We start from the raw sequence: 19,029 nt of genomic DNA on the forward strand, positions 1-19,029 counted from the left end.
GGTCGGCTGATGCACTAGAGGGGATAAAAGAAGATTTACTGCTTCCAGCGATCCGCCGCCGCATGATCGCTGTCACGGCCTTCGACCCAGCGCGGGCCGTCGCTGGTGTTCTCTTTCTTCCAGAACGGTGCGCGGGTTTTCAGGTAATCCATGACGAAGGCGCAGGCGTCGAACGCTGCCTGGCGGTGGGCACTGGCAGCGGCGACAAACACGATCGGCTCACCCGGTTCCAGCGCGCCGATGCGGTGCAGCACTTCCAGCTTCAACAGCGGCCAGCGCTCCTCGGCTTCAACGGCGATCTTGCCGAGGGCCTTTTCGGTCATGCCCGGATAGTGTTCGAGGAACATTCCGGCGACATCGAGGCCATCGTTGAAGTCGCGCACGTAGCCGACAAAACTCACCACCGCGCCGACGCCGACATTGGCCGCGTGCATCGCGTTGACTTCGGCACCCGGATCGAACGGTTCGGACTGCACCCGAATGTGCATGGCTCAGCCTCCGGTCACGGTGGGGAAAAACGCCACTTCGTCGCCATCCACCACCGGCTCGTCGAGCTGGCAGAGGTCTTCGTTGCGTGCGCACATCAGGTTCTGTTCGCTCAGCACCTCGGCCCCCTCACGCTGCGCCAGCAACGCACGAACGTCATCGACGGTGAAGAAATCACCCTCGACCTTCACCGAATCCACGCCCAGCGCCTCGCGGTAACGGGCAAAAAACTTCACGGTCAGGTTCATGGCTGCTCCGCCTGGAAATGCCCGCTCTTGCCGCCGACCTTCTCCAGCAGACGTACGCTTTCGATGGTCATGCCGCGATCCACGGCCTTGCACATGTCGTAGATCGTCAGCGCGGCGACGCTGGCGGCGGTCAGTGCTTCCATCTCGACGCCGGTCTGCCCGGACAGTTTGCAGCGGGCCACGATGCGTACCGCGTCATCGCCTTCGGCGCTGAGTTCGACCTTGACGCCGGTCAGCATCAACGGATGGCACAGGGGAATCAGGTCACTGGTTTTCTTCGCCGCCTGAATGCCGGCAATGCGCGCCACGGCGAACACATCGCCCTTGGGATGGCCGCCGCTGACAATCATCTGCAGGGTGTCGGGCAGCATGCGCACCAGCGCTTGGGCCGTCGCTTCACGGAACGTCACGGCTTTTTCGGTGACGTCGACCATGTTGGCGCGACCTTGGGAATCGAGATGAGTCAGCACGGGATTACTCCTGATCAGGAGCGTCGATTGTAAACCTGGGGGTCAGAATTGCGCACATAAAAAACCGGGCGACTTTGCAGTCGCCCGGTTCGATTTGACGGTTACAGATGCGATTCGGCGTATTCGGCCAGGATCGAGCGAGGCACCCCTTGCAGGGTGATGTGCACACCGTTGGGGAAATCCTTGAAGCGTTCGGTCAGGTAAGTCAGCCCGGAACTGGTCGCGGACAGGTAAGGGGTATCGATCTGTGCCAGGTTGCCCAGGCACACCACTTTGGAACCGGCGCCGGCCCGGGTGATGATGGTTTTCATCTGGTGCGGCGTGAGGTTCTGGCATTCGTCGATCAGGATCAGGCTCTGCTGGAAGCTGCGACCGCGAATGTAGTTGAGCGATTTGAACTGCAACGGCACTTTGCTGAGGATGTAGTCGACGCTGCCATGGGTGTTTTCGTCATCCATGTGCAAGGCTTCGAGGTTGTCGGTGATGGCGCCGAGCCAAGGCTCCATTTTTTCCGCTTCGGTGCCCGGCAGGAAGCCGATTTCCTGGTCCAGGCCCTGCACGCTGCGGGTGGCGATGATGCGGCGATAACGCTTGCTGACCATGGTCTGCTCGATCGCAGCGGCCAGCGCCAGAATGGTTTTACCCGAACCGGCGGCACCGGACAGGTTGACCAGGTGAATATCCGGATCCAGCAGCGCATACAGCGCCAGGCTCTGATAGATGTCCCGTGGCTTGAGGCCCCAGGCTTCCTGGTGCAACAGCGGTTCCTGGTGCAGGTCGAGGATCAGCAGCTTGTCTTCTTCGATCTCCTTGATCCAGCCGACGAAGCCCTGCTCATCAATGATGAATTCGTTGATGTGCACGGCAGGCAGGTTGTCGATCAGCTGTACCTGATGCCACGTGCGGCCGTGGTCCTGACGGGTTTCGACCTTGCTCACGCGGTCCCAGAAAGAGCCGGTCATGTTGTGATAACCGTTGGGCAGCAGGGACACGTCGTCGACCAGTTGGTCGGTGCTGTAGTCCTCGGCGTCGATCCCGCATGCGCGCGCCTTGAGGCGCATGTTGATGTCTTTGGTGACCAGCACCACCGGTTTTTTCGGGTCGCGGGTGTGCAGGTCAATCAGCTGGTTGATGATTTTGTTGTCGTTCAGATGCTCGGGCAGAATCAGGTTCGATTCGGCCTGCTTGCTCATCAGAATCGACAGCAAGCCCTTCGGACCGCCCTTGCCACGCTGGATCGGCACGCCCTGTTCGACATCATCGGGTGAGGCATCGCCCAGGGTCTTGTCGATCAGCCGGATCGCCTGACGGCATTCGGCGGCCACGCTGTGATGCCCGCTCTTGAGCTTGTCCAGCTCTTCAAGCACGGTCATCGGGATCGCGACGTGGTGTTCTTCGAAATTCAGCAGGGCGTTCGGATCGTGAATCAGTACGTTGGTATCGAGTACATAAAGGATTGGCTGGTTGGAGGAAGGGCTACGTCCGTGATCATCCATACTCGGTCACCTTTGTGGGAGCCATTCGACGCAATACCTCGGCGGTGCTGCGCCTCGAAGTGACTGCCGAATCCACCTGCACAGCTTTTGTCGGGATAGCAGGTGAACCGCACACAAAATGGGTCTTGGAAGACGCCACCTGTGTTGCAGGTTTCGGCGGTCTGACTTCGTAATACTCCAAAACCCGTGACAGAAAAAAGCACTTTGACGCTTTTTTGAAGTTTATTTTGCAAAGTGACGAAAAGCCCTTGGCGGACCGCACTGCCCCCGTTAGAGTCGGAAGTCCGCCTGAATCGAATTCTGCAAAAAATTCACCCCAAGCCCAATGTTTCCGGGCTCTTGCCGTTTTTCAGCGAAACGCGTCCTGACAGTCTTCCCAGCCGATGCCGCTTTGCGCGGTTTGCGTGATCAGCCACGGCAACGCGGTCTTCACCGCATCCTGTTTCATGTTGAAATTGATCACCCCGTGCCGCCACAGCAGCATCAGGGTCAGCACCCGCTGCGCGCTCGGAGCGCCCTTGAGCTTGCCGGCGCCGTCCTGGGCATCGATGTCCCACAGCGCCACTTGCAGGCCCTGGCTGTTGAAAAAGCTCCGGGCATCGCTGCGACGTTGCCCTTCCGGTGGACGGAACAGCGGCACGTAGTTTTCCGGCAGCTTGTTGCGGACCAGATCGGCACTGCGCCGCACCGAATCCTGCCAGTCCTGCCAGTGGCTGTGGGACCTGAATTCCCAGCCCTGCACGCCGACGCACTGCTGCGAAAACGCCGCTTGCAGGCTGCTGACGGAACGGTCGGCCAATCGCGCCTGAACATCCTTGCCCAACATGAAGAAGGTGCCGCTCAGGTTCGACTTGCGCAGGTACTCGGCGAGCCAGTCGGTATTGTCCGGCTGCAGGTTGGCGGCGCTGTCGAAAGTCAGCAGAAACAGGCGATCGTGCATGTCGTCGCCGTTGCGCTCGTAGTCTCCGAAATGATCGATTTCGCTGCTGGTCTGCGGTGACAGCGCAGCCTTGCGCATCAGTTCATCGAGATATTGCAGATGGAAGATCCGGCTCGGCTCGGCCCATTTGGTGTAATAGCTTTCGTCGCTGACCACGAATTTGGCGGCCTGCTCGCGCAGGGTCGGCAGGTCCTCGACGAGGAAGCAGAACGAGGCGTCCTGATCGCAGCTTTGCTGGGCGAAGTTGTAGTTGGCGAGCAGACGCTGCCACAGCCGCTCGCGCAGGCTGTTGATCGCATCCAGATTGACCGTGCGCAGCCCCAGACGCTGAGCCAGCGCAGCCTCATCCAGCGCTTCGGTGCCGAGCAGGCCTCGGGCGAACATCAGAATTTCCGCCCGCGAGGCGACGTCGAACAGCGTCGGGTTGTCGAGCTTTTCCGGCCAGGTGCTGCGATCCAGCGTCGCGATATCGCCCGGCGCCGCAACGGCACCGACGCTCAACAGCCACGCGGTGAAGAAAAGAACAATGCGCAAAGGGTGTCTCCATTACAAAACCCGCGCCGCACTATAGCCGATCCGACAGTAATTCCTGCAGGCACACAGATGATCGTTCCCACGCTCTGCGTGGTAACGCCTCCCCGGACGCGCTGCGTCCGCTGCCGGGGTGACGCAGAGCGTCACTGACTACATTCCCATGCAGAGCGTGGAAACGATCAGGGTTGGGTGGCACACCGCCGATCACCTATGGACCTGATAGCTGGAGTCATCCGCCCCAACCCCCTAGAATCGCCCCCACGATTAAAGGAGACGACTTCATGCTGATGGTGATTTCCCCCGCCAAGACCCTCGATTACGAAACACCGCCGGCGACCCAGCGCTTCACTCAGCCGCAATACCTCGACCATTCCCAGGAACTGATCCAGCAACTGCGCGAACTGAGCCCGGCGCAGATCAGCGAACTGATGCACGTGTCCGACAAGATCGGCGGCCTCAACGCCGCGCGTTTCGGCAGCTGGACACCAGCGTTCACACCGGAAAACGCCAAGCAGGCGCTGCTCGCGTTCAAGGGTGACGTCTACACCGGTCTCGACGCGCAATCCTTCAGTGAAGCCAATTTCGATTACGCGCAAAAACACCTGCGCATGCTCTCCGGCCTCTATGGCCTGCTGCGCCCGCTCGACCTGATGCAGCCATATCGCCTGGAAATGGGCACCAAACTGGCCAACGCCCGGGGCAAAGACTTGTACGCCTTCTGGGGCACGCGCATCAGCGAGTGGCTGAACGAAGCGCTGGCCGATCAGGGCGATGACGTGCTGTTGAACCTGGCATCCAACGAGTACTTCTCGGCGGTCAAGCGCACGGCCCTGAACGCGCGGATCATCAACACCGAATTCAAGGATCAGAAGAACGGCCAATACAAGATCATCAGCTTCTACGCGAAAAAGGCCCGAGGCCTGATGAGCCGTTTCGTGATCCAGGAAAAAATCAACGATCCGGCCCTGCTCAAACAGTTCGATGTGCAGGGTTATCGCTACAGCGCCGAGCAATCGAAACCGGATAATCTGGTGTTTCTACGCGATCACGCCCCCGAATAAAGCATGCCTAATGCACGACTCTTTATATGAAGAGTCGTGCAGCTCGCACGATGTCAAAAAACCCTCGCCACATTTCGCCATTTTAATGGCGCCAGAAAAACCTCCCTGCCGTTTCTAAGATTAGTTTCACTCGACACTGATCATTTTTTTCAGTAGTGGCACCTAAATTTTTTCACTGTAGTGGCACAAAACTATCTAACGTGATTTTTCGCCTGTTATTAAAGGTCGAAAACGAAATTGCTATCAAATTGATACTGGTGCCATCTCTGACAATATTTCAAGAAATTTCAGATTTCGCGATGAGCGGACAGGAACTTCGTCCGAATGCATAGCTCATACCACCGGTAACGATTCTCGCCGAGTTTGTACGAGATAACTTACGCGGAGCAGATAGCCATGTAACCAAGTTGTCACAGCAACTTGCCTAGATGACTAACTAGTCTCAAAGCAGACGATGGACAGGAGATACGAACCATTAATATCCCCTACAAAGGCCATGGCCGCGCCCTTATAAACGTGCTCGCCTGAGCACCCAACCGCTTGATTTACGGGACTTTCATCCTGACATCGAGCGCGCAAGACGATTGCACAAGAGTCTTCTCCAAAGAAGATCGGCTGCATAACAGGGCACGTCATAACAACAAGGCCTGGTTACGCACATCTTGAGTGCACTTATTTAGACACTCGAAACTTAGTATGCCTGCACACGGCATTGTGGCGCCTGTATGCCGCACTTTCGAGTGCACTAATGAACGCTGAACACCATTAACTCCGGCCCTCTAAGGCCTGATATATACAGAGGTAATTGCGATGCGCATCAGCATATTTGGTTTGGGTTACGTTGGCGCAGTATGTGCCGGTTGCCTGTCTGCTCGGGGCCACGACGTGGTGGGCGTCGATGTTGCCAAAGACAAGATCGACATGATCAACGCTGGCAAATCTCCCATTGTTGAACCGGGCCTGGGTGAGTTGCTCGCACAAGGTATCCAGACCGGTCGTCTGCGCGGTACGACCAACTTCGCCGAAGCGATTCGCGACACCGACCTGTCGATGATCTGCGTCGGTACGCCGAGCAAGAAGAACGGCGACCTGGAACTGAACTACATCGAAGCGGTGTGCCGCGAGATCGGTTTTGTCCTGCGTGAAAAATCCACCCGTCACACCATCGTCGTGCGCAGCACCGTACTGCCGGGCACCGTGGCAAACGTTGTCATCCCGATTCTCGAAGACTGCTCCGGCAAGAAAGCCGGCGTCGATTTCGGCGTGGCGGTCAACCCAGAGTTCCTGCGTGAATCCACCGCGATCGCCGACTACGACCTGCCACCGATGACCGTCATCGGCGAATTCGACAAGGCGTCGGGTGACGTTCTGCAATCGCTGTACGAAGAACTCGACGCACCGATCATCCGCAAGGACATCGCCGTCGCCGAGATGATCAAGTACACCTGCAACGTCTGGCACGCCACCAAAGTGACCTTCGCCAACGAGATCGGCAACATCGCCAAAGCGGTGGGCGTCGATGGCCGCGAAGTGATGGACGTGGTCTGCCAGGACAAGACCCTCAACCTGTCCCAGTACTACATGCGCCCGGGCTTCGCCTTCGGCGGTTCGTGCCTGCCGAAAGATGTGCGCGCCCTGACCTACCGCGCCGGTTCCCTGGACGTCGAAGCGCCGCTGCTCAACTCGCTGATGCGCAGCAACGAATCGCAAGTGCAGAACGCCTTTGACATCGTTGAAAGCCACGACAAACGCAAAGTCGCCCTACTGGGCCTGAGCTTCAAGGCCGGCACCGACGACCTGCGCGAAAGTCCGCTGGTGGAACTGGCCGAGATGCTGATCGGCAAAGGCTACGACCTGAGCATCTACGACAGCAACGTCCAGTACGCCCGTGTCCACGGCGCGAACAAGGACTACATCGAGTCGAAGATCCCGCACGTATCGTCCCTGCTCAATTCGGACTTCGATTCGGTGATCGACAACTCCGACGTGATCATCCTGGGCAACCGCGACGAGAAGTTCCGCGCCCTCGCCGAAGAAGCGCCGCAGGGCAAGCAGGTGATCGACCTGGTGGGCTTCATGTCCAAGGCCACCAGTGCCGGTAGCCGCACTGAAGGCATCTGCTGGTAACTCGGCCCTAAGCGACAAGCCTCGAGCTGCAAGCCAAAGCGTTTCACTTGCAGCTCGAAGCTTGAAGCTTGTCGCTTAAAGCTCCCATCACCTTCGGATGACGGTCATGTCCAAGCTCAAACATTTTTTTCTGCAATCCGCCGGCTGGCTTTTGTTTCTGAGCCTGCTGATGGGCCTGGCCCTGATGCTGCCCACGTCCACATTCGACTCCGAGTCGAAGGACTTCATTTTCCTGATTGGCGCCGTAGGTATCTGGCGCTACTCGATGGGTGCCACGCACTTTGTGCGCGGCATGATTTTTCTCTACATCGTCTACCCGCACCTGCGCCGCAAGGTTCGCAAGCTGGGTAAGGCGGCGGACCCGTCCCATGTGTTTCTGATGGTCACCAGTTTCCGCATCGACGCGTTGACCACCGCGCAGGTTTACAGCTCGGTGATCCGCGAAGCCATCGACTGCGAACTGCCGACCACCGTGGTCTGCTCCATCGTCGAAATGTCCGATGAGCTGCTGGTCAAGGCACTGTGGGCGCGGATGAATCCGCCAGACCGCGTGAAACTCGACTTCGTACGCATTCCCGGCACCGGCAAACGCGATGGCCTGGCCTATGGTTTCCGCGCGATCTCCCGTCACCTGCCGGACGACCGCGCCGTGGTGGCCGTGATCGATGGCGACACCGTGCTCGGCGAAGGCGTAGTGCGCAAAACCGTGCCGTGGTTCCAGATGTTCGGCAACGTCGGCGGCCTGACCACCAACGAATTCTGCGAAGTGCGCGGCGGCTACATCATGAGCGAATGGCACAAGCTGCGTTTCGCCCAGCGCCACATCAACATGTGCTCGATGGCCCTGTCCAAACGCGTGCTGACCATGACCGGGCGCATGTCGGTGTTCCGCGCCACCGTGGTCACCAACCCGGAATTCATCGCCGACGTTGAAAGCGACTCGCTGCAACACTGGCGCCTGGGCCGTTTCAAATTCCTGACCGGCGACGACAAGTCGAGCTGGTTCAGCCTGATGCGCCTGGGCTACGACACCTTCTACGTGCCGGATGCGGCGATCAACACCGTTGAACACCCGCCGGAAAAGAGCTTCATCAAGGCCAGCCGCAAACTGATGTTCCGCTGGTACGGCAACAACCTGCGCCAGAACTCCCGGGCTCTGGGTCTGGGTGTAAAACGCCTCGGCGCCTTCACCTCGGTGGTGCTGTTCGACCAGCGCGTATCGATGTGGACATCCTTGCTCGGCCTGACCGTGGCAATCATCGCCAGCTTCAAGTACGGCACCGCGTTCATCCTGGTTTACCTGCTGTGGATCGGCATCACCCGTCTGATTCTGACGCTGCTGCTGTCCTGCTCCGGCCACCGGATCGGCCCGGCTTACCCGGCAATTCTCTATTACAACCAGATCGTCGGTGCGCTGGTGAAGATCTACGTGTTCTTCCGCCTCGACCAACAATCCTGGACTCGCCAACCCACTTCCCTGACCCGTGATCTCGCCAGCTTTCAACGTTGGTTCAACACCTGGTCGTCTCGGACCATGACCTTCTCCGCCGGCAGCATTTTCGTCGCCGTGCTGCTGATGATGGTCTGACCTGCCCCTATTGAATTAACAAGGAAATCGCCCCCATGAATACCGCCGTCAACGCCAACGTAGTGCATGAATCCGAAGCCCAGCGCCAGCACGCCCGTGTGAAAATCCCGGCCAAGCTGCGTTTCTTCGGCCCCGACCGGAGTCCGGTTGAAGCGCGGGTCCTCGACCTGTCCGCCGGTGGTCTGGCGTTCAACGCCGGACAACTGCCGCTGACCGTCGGCGAGGTGTACAAGGCGCGTCTGCAGTTCGTCATCGACAACCTCGGCCTGGCCATGGACGTTGAACTGCAAGTGCGCTCCTACGACCGCCAGACGGGTCGTGCTGGCTGCCAGTTCCAGAACCTCGAGCCGCAGGACATTTCCACCCTGCGCCACCTGATCACTTCGCACCTGGCCGGCGACATCGTCAGCATCGGCGAAGTGCTGGCAACCCTGCAGCGCGACAACTTCACCAAGGCCCGCAAGGTCAAGGACGGCGACTCCGGCATGACCCCGTTCGGGCGTCTGAAAGCGGTGACGTTCAGCGCCGGTATCTTCGCGGTCGGCCTGGTGGCGGCGGGTTTCATTTTCAAATCGGTGTACAGCATGTACTTCGTCAGCCATGCGCAGGCCGGTCTGGTCAGCGTGCCGGGGATGAACATCACCATGCCGCGCGACGGTACCGTACAAAGCCTGGTGAAGTCCGACGGCGTCGCCGCCAAGGGCGCTCCACTGGCAACGTTCAGTACCAGCATGCTCGACGTACTCAAAGGTCACCTGGAAGAAGATCAACTGTCTCCGGCCAAGGTTGAAGAACTTTTCGGCAAGCAGATGACCGGCACCCTGACCTCGCCGTGCGATTGCACCGTGGCCCAGCAACTGGTGGCCGACGGTCAATACGCGAGCAAGGGCGACGTGATCTTCCAGCTGGTGCCGCGCAACACCCAGGCCACCGTCGATGCGCGCTTCTCCTATCGCCAGTTCGGCGACGTGCGTCCGGGCACCCCGGTGAGCTTCCAGATCGCCGGCGAAGACAAGACCCGCACCGGCAAGATCGTCAGCAGCACCAGCCTGAAAAGTGCCGACCTGTCCTCCGACATCCGTGTGCAGATCCAGCCTGACGAGCCGCTGGACAGCCGCTTCGCCGGCCGCCCGGTGGAAGTCAACAGCGACCGTGGTCCGAACCTGAACTGGCTGATCGACAAAGCCATGGCTGCCGGTCTTTAAGTCGAGGACATGCCCGTGACGAGCCCTATCAGAATCCTGCCGGTCCCGCTGACGCTGGCCATGGCAATCGCCCTGGCCGGTTGCGCCGGCCTGCCCGACCAGCGTCTGGCCAACGAAGCGCTCAAGCGCGGTGACACCGCGACCGCCGCGCAGAACTACCGTGCGCTGGCCGATCTGGGTTACAGCGAAGCCCAGGTGGGCCTCGCCGATATCCAGGTCGACAGCCGCGATCCGGAACAAATGAAACAGGCCGAAGCCACCTACCGCGCAGCCGCCAGTGTTTCGCCGCGTGCCCAGGCCCGGCTCGGTCGTCTGCTGGTGGCCAAGCCCGGCTCCACCGAGGCCGAGCATCAGGAAGCCGAAAGCCTGCTGAAGAAAGCCGCCGCCAGTGGCGAAGGCAACACACTGATCCCGCTCGCGATGCTGTACCTGCAATACCCGCACAGTTTCCCGAACATCAATGCCCAGCAGCAGATCGACCAGTGGCGCAAATCCGGTTACCCGGAAGCAGGTCTCGCACAAGTGCTGCTGTATCGCACCCAGGGCACTTACGACCAGCATCTGGATGACGTGGAAAAAATCTGCAAGGCCGCGCTCAACACCACCGACATCTGCTACGTCGAGCTGGCCACGGTCTATCAGAAACGTGGCGCGCCGGAGCAACAGGCCGAACTGATCAAGCAGCTGCAGGCCGGTTACAGCCGCGGCACCGTCAGTGCTCAGCGGGTGGACTCCGTGGCCCGTGTGCTGGCCGATTCGACCCTGGGCAAGACCGACGAAAAAACCGCGCAGTCGCTGCTCGAGCCGATCGCGCCGGGTTACCCCGCGTCGTGGGTCACCCTCGCGCAACTGCTCTACGACTTCCCGGAACTGGGCGACGTCGACCAGATGATGAAGTACTTGGACAACGGCCGCGCCGCCGATCAGCCGCGCGCCGAACTGCTGCTGGGCAAGCTCTACTACGAAGGCAAACTGGTCCCGGCCGACGCCAAAGTCGCCGAGGAACATTTCCAGAAAGCCGTCGGCCGCGAAGTCGCTGCCGATTACTACCTCGGCCAGATCTACCGCCGTGGCTACCTGGGCAAGGTCTATCCGCAGAAGGCCCTCGACCATCTGCTGACCGCTGCGCGCAACGGCCAGAACAGCGCCGATTTCGCCATCGCCCAGCTGTTTTCCCAAGGCAAGGGCACCAAGCCCGACCCGCTCAATGCCTATGTGTTCAGCCAGTTGGCCAAGGCGCAAAACACCCCGCAAGCCGATGAGCTGGCGACCACCCTCGCCGCCCAACTGCCGCCCGAGCGCCTGGCCGAAGCCCGGCGCCTGCTGCAACAGGAACAGGCGACCCGTGGCGCCCTGAGCCAGAACACGCTGCAACTGCACGCCCTGCAAGAAGAAGACGGCGAGGAAAAACCATGAAATTGAATCCCTTTGTGAAGGCCGGCATTGGCCTCACGTTCGCGCTGATCTGGTCTTGCCCGACCCTGGCTGCGATGACTGAATCGAAGAACTTCGGCCTCGAAGTGAAAATCACCGGCCAGTCCGAAGACGACCGCGACCTCGGCACCGCCAGCGGCGGCGACGTCAACGGCCTCGGCCTCGACCTGCGCCCGTGGGTCTACGGCGAAAGCGGCGCGTGGAGCGCCTACGCCATGGGCCAGGCCGTGACCTCGACCGACATCATCGAGACCGATACCCTGCAGCAGTCCGACAGCGACGGCACCCAGACCACCGACAACGGCGACCGCAAGACCAAGAAAAACTACCTGGCGATGCGTGAGTTCTGGGTCGGCTACAGCGGCCTGACGCCCTACCCCGGCGAGATCCTCAAGTTCGGTCGCCAGCGCCTGCGCAACGACGACGGCCAGTGGCGCGACACCAACATCGAAGCCCTGAACTGGACCTTCGACACCACCCTGCTGCGCGCCAACGCCGGTGTCGCCGAACGCTTCAGCGAATACCGCACCGACTTGAAAGAGCTGGCGCCGAAAGACAAGGATCGCCTGCACGCCTACGCCGATGCCGCTTACCAGTGGACACCGGGCAACTGGGTCGGGATTCGCGGTCACCACACCCACGACGACGGCAAGCTCGACTATCCGGAGCCGGGCGTGGCCGGCGATTCGCTGGACAAGAAAGAAAACGGCGACATCAGCTGGCTCGGCCTGACCGCTGACAGCGACGCCTACAACTGGCGCAACACCAACACCGTCAACTACTGGGGCAGCATCACCGGCATGAGCGGCGACCGCGATACGGTCAACGCTCTCAACGCCGACGGCACTCGTCCGGCGCAAGCCAAGCGCAGTGACAACGTCGACGGCTGGGCCACCGATATCGGTGTGCGCCTGCGCCTCGATCCGCAATGGCAGGTCGGTGCGGCGTATGCCCGTGCCAGCGCCGATTACGAACAGAACGGCCTGGAAAGCAACCGCTCGAACTACACCGGTACTCGCTCGCGGGTTCACCGTTTCGGCGAGGCCTTCCGTGGCGAAATGAACAACATGCAGACCGCCACCCTGTTCGGTTCGTGGATGCTCAACGACCAGTACGACGCCAGCCTGATCTACCACAAGTTCTGGCGTGTGGACGGCAACAAGCCGGTGGGCAGCAACGGCATCAACGCCGTGGAGAACAACACCGACGACGTCACCGGCGCGATCCTTTCCAGCACTTCCCTGCCACTGCAGGACGGCAACAAGGATCTGGGCCAGGAAATGGATCTGGTGGTCACCAAGTACTTCAAGCAAGGCTTGCTGCCGGCGGCGCTGAGCCAGTCGATCGACGAACCGTCGGCGCTGGTGCGTTTCCGAGGCGGCGTGTTCAAGCCGGGTGACGCCTATGGCAGCCAGGTCGATTCGTACATGCACCGCGCGTTCATCGACGTGATCTGGCGCTTCTGATGCTGACCGCCAAGGGAGTGCCCGACATGAACAGTGCCCGCAAAGGCTCACTCAGCCTGCTGGCCGGCGCGATGCTGCTGGCCTCGGCCGGCGCCTTCGCCAGTGTGGAACCGGCCAAACCCGCGACCACCGCCAAGGAGCTGCAACAGGCCAAGACCTACACCGTCAGCAGCGCGCCGACCGAAGCGCTGGAACTGGCCAAGCCGAAATTGCCCGACCTCTCCGGCTACACCGCCGAAGCCACCGCCGCGAAAATCGTGCGCAGCAAACCGGGCAAGATCAGCGTGCGCCGGATGATGCAGGAAGACGCCCTGAAGGACTTCATCGGCGGCGACAACAAGATGGCCGAATGGGTGGTGCGTCAGCACGGCATCCCGCAGGCGATCTTCGTCGACGACGGCTACATGAACCTGAAAGAGCTGGCGCAGAAACTGCCCAAGCAGTACTTCAGCGAAACCTCGCCGGGCGTCTACCTGGCCAAGTTGCCGATCGTGGTCGGCCGCAAAGGCATCCTCGAAATCGACGGCCAGACCCAGGAGTTGCGCCTGTCCCAGGAGGCCGGTTCGTTCCTGGTCAACGACGGCCAGTTGTTCGTGCGTGATACCAAGGTCACTGGCTGGCGCGAGAAGGAAAACGGCCCGGCGACCTTCCGTTCGCCGAAGGAATTCCGCCCGTTCCTGTTGGCCTGGGGCGGCACCGAGACCTACATCGTCAACAGCAAGATGGCCAGCTTCGGCTACGCCAACAGTAAGTCCTACGGGGTGAGTATTTCCCAGTACACGCCGAACATGGCCAAGGTGCTCAAGCGTCCCGAGCCGACCGGCTGGATCGTCGGCTCCGAGTTCTCGGACATGTGGTACGGCTTCTACTGCTACGAGACCCGCGACTTCGTGGTCAAGGGCAACACTTACAAGGACAACATCGTCTACGGCATCGACCCGCACGACCGTTCCCACGGTCTGATCATTGCCGAGAACACGGTGTACGGCACGAAGAAGAAGCACGGGATCATCATTTCCCGTGAAGTGAACGACAGCTTCATCTTCAACAACAAAAGCTACGACAACCACCTCTCGGGGCTGGTGATCGACCGTAACAGCGTGAACAACCTGATCGCCTACAACGAGATCTACAAGAACCACACCGACGGCATCACCCTCTACGAGTCCGCCGACAACCTGCTGTGGGGCAACAAGGTCATCAGCAACAAGCGCCACGGCATCCGCATTCGTAACAGCGTGAACATCCGCCTCTACGAAAACGTCGCCATGGCCAACGGCCTGACCGGCGTCTACGGGCACATCAAGGACCTGACCGACACCGACCGTGACATCAAGCTTGACCCGTTCGACGCCCAGGTCTCGCTGATCGTGGTCGGCGGTGAACTGGCGGCCAACGGCAGCGGCCCGCTGTCGATCGATTCGCCGTTGAGTGTCGAGCTGTATCGCGTGTCGATGCTGGCGCCGACCAAATCCAGCGGCATCAGCTTCAACGGCATCCTCGGCGAGCGCCAGGATGAAATTCTCGACCTGCTGGTGCGCCAGCAGAAAGCCGTGCTGATCGACCCTGTCGAACGCCAGACCGAATTGCAGGACTGAGGATAATTTTATGCACCCACACCTGATCAAATTACTCAGCCTGTCGGCCCTGACCGTGGGCATCCTGGCGGCCGGCAACGGCGCCCGCGCGGACGAAGTGAAAGCGCCAACGTTCACCGCCGAACCGTGCTGCAGCCTGTGCCCGGCCGCCCATGACGCGAAGAACTACACCACGCGCTATCAGCAGAACTTCACCACTCTGGTGCAAGCGCAGGGCGACTGGTTGTTCCGGACCCAGGAAGACCTGCGCACCGAGTTCAACACCACCCCGGCCGGCTACAAGCGCCTGCAACAGCTGCACGATGCGTTCAAGGCCAAAGGCGTCGAACTGGTGATCGTCTACCAGCCGACCCGTGGCCTGGTGAACCGCAACAAGCTCAACCCGGCGGAAAAAGCCGCGTTCGATTACGAGAAAGCGCTGGGCAACTACAAGACCATGCTCGGCCGTTTCGCCAAGATGGGTTACGTGGTGCCGGACCTGTCGCCACTGACCAACGAGTCGCTACCGGAGACCCTGCCCGCCCACGATTTCTACTTCCGCGGCGACCAGCACTGGACCCCGTATGGCGCCCAGCGCACGGCGAAAATCGTCGCCGAGAAGGTCAAGCAGATTCCGGCCTTCGCCGACATTCCCAAGCGTGAGTTCGAAACCAAACGCTCCGGGCGCATGGGCAAGACCGGCACCCTGCACAACATGGCCGGGCAACTGTGCGGCACCAGTTACGCGATCCAGTACATGGACCAGTTCACCACCGAGCCGAAAGGCGAAGCGGGTGACGGCGACCTGTTCGGTGATTCCGGCAATCCGCAGATCACCCTCGTGGGCACTTCGCACAGCGGCAAGAACTACAACTTCGCCGGTTTCCTCGAAGAAGCCATCGGCGCCGACATTCTCAACGTCGCGTTCCCCGGCGGCGGTCTGGAAGGTTCGATGCTGCAGTACCTGGGCAGCGACGAATTCCAGAAGACGCCGCCGAAAATTCTCATCTGGGAATTCTCGCCGCTGTACCGCCTCGACCAGGAAACCATCTATCGCCAGATGATGGCGCTGCTCGACAACGGCTGCGAAGGCAAAGAGGCGCAAATGTCCGCCAGCACCACGCTCAAGCCGGGCGGCAAACAAGAACTGCTGGTCAACAGCAAGAACCTGAACCTGCAGAACAGCAGCCACCAGGTCGACATCCGCTTCGCCGACACCTCGGTGAAAACCCTGCAAGCCACCCTCTGGTACATGAACGGTCGCCACGAGGACATCAAGATCGAGAAACCGGAAACCTCCGATACCGACGGTCGTTTCGCCTTTGAGTTGCGCACGGACGAAGACTGGGCCTCGCAAAACCTGCTGGCGGTCGAAGTCCAGGGCCCGGAAGCGGGCACCGCGCCACAGAAAGTCGAAGCGAAAATCTGCAAACGCAACGTATTCCCGGGCGCTGGGCAACAAACCGCTCAGGTCGGGCAATGAGGTCTGCTATGCGAAATCCGAAACTGAAAACTCTTTTGGCGCCGACGCTGCTCGGGCTGGCGATCTTCGCCGGCACCGCGCAGGCCGCCGCACCACTGCGTCCGCCACAGGGCTATTTTGCGCCTGTGGATAAATTCAAGACCGGCGACAAGAGCGAAGGCTGCGATGCGATGCCGACGCCCTACACCGGCCCGCTGCAATTTCGCAGCAAATACGAAGGCTCGGACAAGGCTCGCGCGACGCTGAACGTGCAGTCGGAAAAAGCCTTTCGCGACACCACGAAAGACATCACCAACCTGGAACGCGGCACTGCCAAACGGGTGATGCAGTTCATGCGCGACGGTCGCCCGGAACAGCTCGATTGCACGCTCAACTGGCTCACCGCGTGGGCCAAGGCCGATGCGCTGATGTCGAAAGACTTCAACCACACCGGCAAGTCGATGCGCAAATGGGCGCTGGGCAGCATGGCGTCTTCGTACATTCGCCTGAAGTTCTCCGACTCCCATCCGCTGGCCCAGCATCAGCAGGAAGCCCAGGTGATCGAAGCCTGGTTCAGCAAGATGGCCGATCAGGTGGTCAGCGACTGGGACAACCTGCCGCTGGAAAAAACCAACAACCACTCGTACTGGGCCGCGTGGTCGGTGATGGCGACAGCGGTCGCGACCAACCGCCGCGACCTGTTCGATTGGGCAGTCAAGGAATACAAGGTCGGCGTCAATCAAGTCGATGCCGACGGTTTCCTGCCGAACGAACTCAAGCGCCAGCAACGCGCCCTCGCCTATCACAACTACGCCCTGCCGCCACTGGCGATGATCGCCAGTTTCGCCCAGGTCAACGGTGTGGATCTGCGTCAGGAAAACAACGGCGCGCTGAAACGCCTGGGTGACCGGGTGCTGGCCGGAGTGAAAGACCCGGATCAGTTCGAGAAGAAGAACGGCAAAGAGCAGGACATGACCGACCTGAAAGAGGACATGAAATTCGCCTGGCTCGAACCGTTCTGCACCCTCTACACCTGTTCGCCGGATGTGATCGAGAAAAAACACGGCATGCAGCCGTTCAAGACCTTCCGCCTCGGCGGCGACCTGACCAAGGTCTACGACCCGTCCCATGAAAAGGGCAACAAAGGTTCCTGACACTGACCGCTGATCGTTCCCACGCTCTGCGTGGGAACGCAGCCCGGGACGCTCCGCGTCCCATGCCGAAGCGGACGCAGAGCGTCCATTGAGGCATTCCCACGCAGAGCGTGGGAACGATCGCAGGACTGTTTCACCCCTCCAGCACCACGGGGGGTTTGGGGGGGCTTTGGCCCTTGACTGTTGGTTCAAACATGGAGAGATCGGGATGGTATTTTCATCCAACGTGTTCCTGTTTCTGTTCTTGCCGATCTTTCTCGGCTTGTACTACCTGAGCGGGCAACGCTATCGCAACCTGCTGCTGCTGATCGCCAGCTACGTGTTCTACGCGTGGTGGCGGGTGGACTTTCTGGCGCTGTTCGCCGGCGTCACCCTGTGGAACTACTGGATCGGCCTGAAAGTCGGCGCCGCCGGCGTGCGCACCAAACCGGCCCAGCGCTGGCTGCTGCTCGGCGTGGCGGTGGACCTGTGCATCCTCGGCTACTTCAAGTACGCCAACTTCGGGGTCGAGAGCATCAACGCGATCATGACCTCGATGGGCCTTGAGCCGTTCATCCTGACCCACGTGCTGCTGCCGATCGGTATCTCGTTCTACATCTTCGAGTCGATCAGCTACATCATCGACGTCTACCGCGGCGATACCCCGGCCACCCGCAACCTGATCGACTTCGCGGCGTTCGTGGCGATCTTCCCGCACCTGATTGCCGGTCCCGTTCTGCGTTTCCGTGACCTGGCCGATCAGTTCAACAACCGCACCCACACCCTCGACAAGTTCTCCGAGGGCTGCACGCGGTTCATGCAGGGTTTCATCAAGAAGGTGTTCATCGCCGACACCCTCGCCGTGGTGGCCGACCATTGCTTCGCCCTGCAAAACCCGACCACGGGCGATGCCTGGCTCGGCGCGCTGGCCTACACCGCGCAGCTGTATTTCGACTTCTCCGGTTACAGCGACATGGCCATCGGCCTGGGCCTGATGATGGGTTTTCGCTTCATGGAAAACTTCAAGCAGCCGTACATCAGCCAGTCGATCACCGAGTTCTGGCGCCGCTGGCACATCAGTCTGTCGACCTGGCTGCGTGACTACCTGTACATCACGCTTGGCGGCAACCGCAAAGGCACGCTGATGACCTATCGCAACCTGTTCCTGACCATGCTGCTCGGTGGTCTGTGGCACGGCGCGAACATCACCTACATCGTCTGGGGTGCGTGGCACGGCATGTGGCTGGCGATTGAAAAAATGCTCGGCCTCAACACCGCGCCGCGCAGCCTCAATCCGATCCGCTGGGCGCTGACCTTCCTGCTGGTGGTCATGGGCTGGGTGATCTTCCGCGCCGAGAACCTGCACGTCGCCGGCCGCATGTACGGCGCGATGTTCAGCTTCGGCGACTGGTCGCTGTCGGAACTCAACCAGGCCAGCCTCACCGGTCTGCAAGTGGCGACCCTGGTGGTGGCTTACGTGACCCTGGCGTTCTTCGGCCTGCGTGATCTGTACACCAACCAGCCGCCGGCCAAGACCAAACCTGAGGTCAACGTCGAGGCCAATGGCCCTGCCACGGCGACGCCGGGAATGATCAAGGCCGCTCCGGGCGAAAACCCGGCGAGCATCCACGAGCCCGGCTACACCGTCGGCGTCGAAGCCCAGGTGCAACCGGCCTACTGGACCGCGGACTGGTCGCGCTACGTGATGCGCGGGCTGATCCTGCTGCTGTTCATCGCCTCGATTCTCAAACTCTCGGCGCAAAGCTTCTCGCCGTTCCTTTACTTCCAGTTCTGAGGGATCT

At 60.5% G+C, this 19,029-nt stretch carries 15 protein-coding genes; 10 read left to right on the forward strand and 5 right to left on the reverse strand.

Annotated elements, in window-relative coordinates:
- Positions 1 to 35 precede the first annotated feature (35 nt).
- The 5 genes from moaE to BMZ46_RS06920 form a co-directional block, all read right to left on the reverse strand.
- Positions 36 to 488, reverse strand: coding sequence for a molybdopterin synthase catalytic subunit MoaE (gene moaE / locus BMZ46_RS06900; RefSeq protein WP_039769465.1), 453 nt, complete (start codon positions 486 to 488; stop codon positions 36 to 38).
- A 3-nt stretch (positions 489 to 491) separates the two neighbouring features.
- Complete coding sequence (locus tag BMZ46_RS06905) at positions 492 to 734, reverse strand: MoaD/ThiS family protein (RefSeq protein ID WP_039769463.1); 243 nt, start codon at positions 732 to 734, stop codon at positions 492 to 494.
- Positions 731 to 1,204: a cyclic pyranopterin monophosphate synthase MoaC gene (gene moaC / locus BMZ46_RS06910; protein ID WP_007957321.1), complete on the reverse strand. Its 474-nt coding sequence runs from the start codon at positions 1,202 to 1,204 to the stop codon at positions 731 to 733. Before moaC ends, BMZ46_RS06905 begins: the two co-directional genes overlap by 4 nt.
- 101 nt (positions 1,205 to 1,305) lie before the next feature.
- Positions 1,306 to 2,700 carry a PhoH family protein gene (locus BMZ46_RS06915; RefSeq protein WP_007957320.1) on the reverse strand — a complete coding sequence of 465 codons (1,395 nt, stop codon included), beginning with the start codon at positions 2,698 to 2,700 and terminating at the stop codon, positions 1,306 to 1,308.
- Between the two features lie 349 nt (positions 2,701 to 3,049).
- The gene (locus tag BMZ46_RS06920) at positions 3,050 to 4,174 is read right to left on the reverse strand and encodes a polysaccharide deacetylase family protein (protein ID WP_039769461.1); all 1,125 of its coding nucleotides are present in this window, start codon (positions 4,172 to 4,174) and stop codon (positions 3,050 to 3,052) included.
- Between the two features lie 281 nt (positions 4,175 to 4,455).
- Here BMZ46_RS06920 and yaaA point away from each other — a divergent pair, with 281 nt between their 5' ends.
- The 10 genes from yaaA to BMZ46_RS06970 all read left to right on the forward strand — a co-directional run bounded on the left by yaaA (position 4,456) and on the right by BMZ46_RS06970 (position 19,022).
- The gene (gene yaaA, locus BMZ46_RS06925; RefSeq protein WP_011332561.1) at positions 4,456 to 5,235 is read left to right on the forward strand and encodes a peroxide stress protein YaaA; all 780 of its coding nucleotides are present in this window, start codon (positions 4,456 to 4,458) and stop codon (positions 5,233 to 5,235) included.
- 810 nt (positions 5,236 to 6,045) lie between these two features.
- Positions 6,046 to 7,362 carry a nucleotide sugar dehydrogenase gene (locus tag BMZ46_RS06930; protein WP_011332560.1) on the forward strand — a complete coding sequence of 439 codons (1,317 nt, stop codon included), beginning with the start codon at positions 6,046 to 6,048 and terminating at the stop codon, positions 7,360 to 7,362.
- A gap of 106 nt (positions 7,363 to 7,468) precedes the next feature.
- Entirely contained in the window at positions 7,469 to 8,950 is a 1,482-nt protein-coding gene (gene alg8 / locus BMZ46_RS06935) for a mannuronan synthase (protein WP_163974069.1), read from the forward strand.
- Between the two features lie 35 nt (positions 8,951 to 8,985).
- A complete protein-coding gene (locus BMZ46_RS06940) occupies positions 8,986 to 10,155 on the forward strand; it encodes an alginate biosynthesis protein Alg44 (protein ID WP_074691175.1) in 1,170 nt (389 codons plus the stop codon).
- Positions 10,156 to 10,164: 9 nt separating this feature from the next.
- Positions 10,165 to 11,571, forward strand: a complete 1,407-nt coding sequence (gene algK, locus BMZ46_RS06945) for an alginate biosynthesis TPR repeat lipoprotein AlgK (protein ID WP_074691173.1) — start codon at positions 10,165 to 10,167, stop codon at positions 11,569 to 11,571.
- The gene (locus tag BMZ46_RS06950; protein ID WP_074691171.1) at positions 11,568 to 13,055 is read left to right on the forward strand and encodes an alginate export family protein; all 1,488 of its coding nucleotides are present in this window, start codon (positions 11,568 to 11,570) and stop codon (positions 13,053 to 13,055) included. Before algK ends, BMZ46_RS06950 begins: the two co-directional genes overlap by 4 nt.
- Positions 13,056 to 13,081: 26 nt before the next feature.
- Positions 13,082 to 14,653: a mannuronan 5-epimerase AlgG gene (algG, locus tag BMZ46_RS06955; RefSeq protein WP_074691430.1), complete on the forward strand. Its 1,572-nt coding sequence runs from the start codon at positions 13,082 to 13,084 to the stop codon at positions 14,651 to 14,653.
- 10 nt (positions 14,654 to 14,663) lie between these two features.
- The gene (locus tag BMZ46_RS06960) at positions 14,664 to 16,115 is read left to right on the forward strand and encodes an alginate O-acetyltransferase (protein WP_074691169.1); all 1,452 of its coding nucleotides are present in this window, start codon (positions 14,664 to 14,666) and stop codon (positions 16,113 to 16,115) included.
- 8 nt (positions 16,116 to 16,123) lie between these two features.
- Complete coding sequence (locus tag BMZ46_RS06965; protein ID WP_074691168.1) at positions 16,124 to 17,248, forward strand: mannuronate-specific alginate lyase; 1,125 nt, start codon at positions 16,124 to 16,126, stop codon at positions 17,246 to 17,248.
- A 208-nt stretch (positions 17,249 to 17,456) separates the two neighbouring features.
- Complete coding sequence (locus BMZ46_RS06970) at positions 17,457 to 19,022, forward strand: MBOAT family O-acyltransferase (protein ID WP_039769445.1); 1,566 nt, start codon at positions 17,457 to 17,459, stop codon at positions 19,020 to 19,022.
- Positions 19,023 to 19,029 lie beyond the last annotated feature (7 nt).

The organism is Pseudomonas sp. NFIX49 (assembly GCF_900115915.1).
Taxonomy (GTDB): domain Bacteria; phylum Pseudomonadota; class Gammaproteobacteria; order Pseudomonadales; family Pseudomonadaceae; genus Aquipseudomonas; species Aquipseudomonas pharyngis.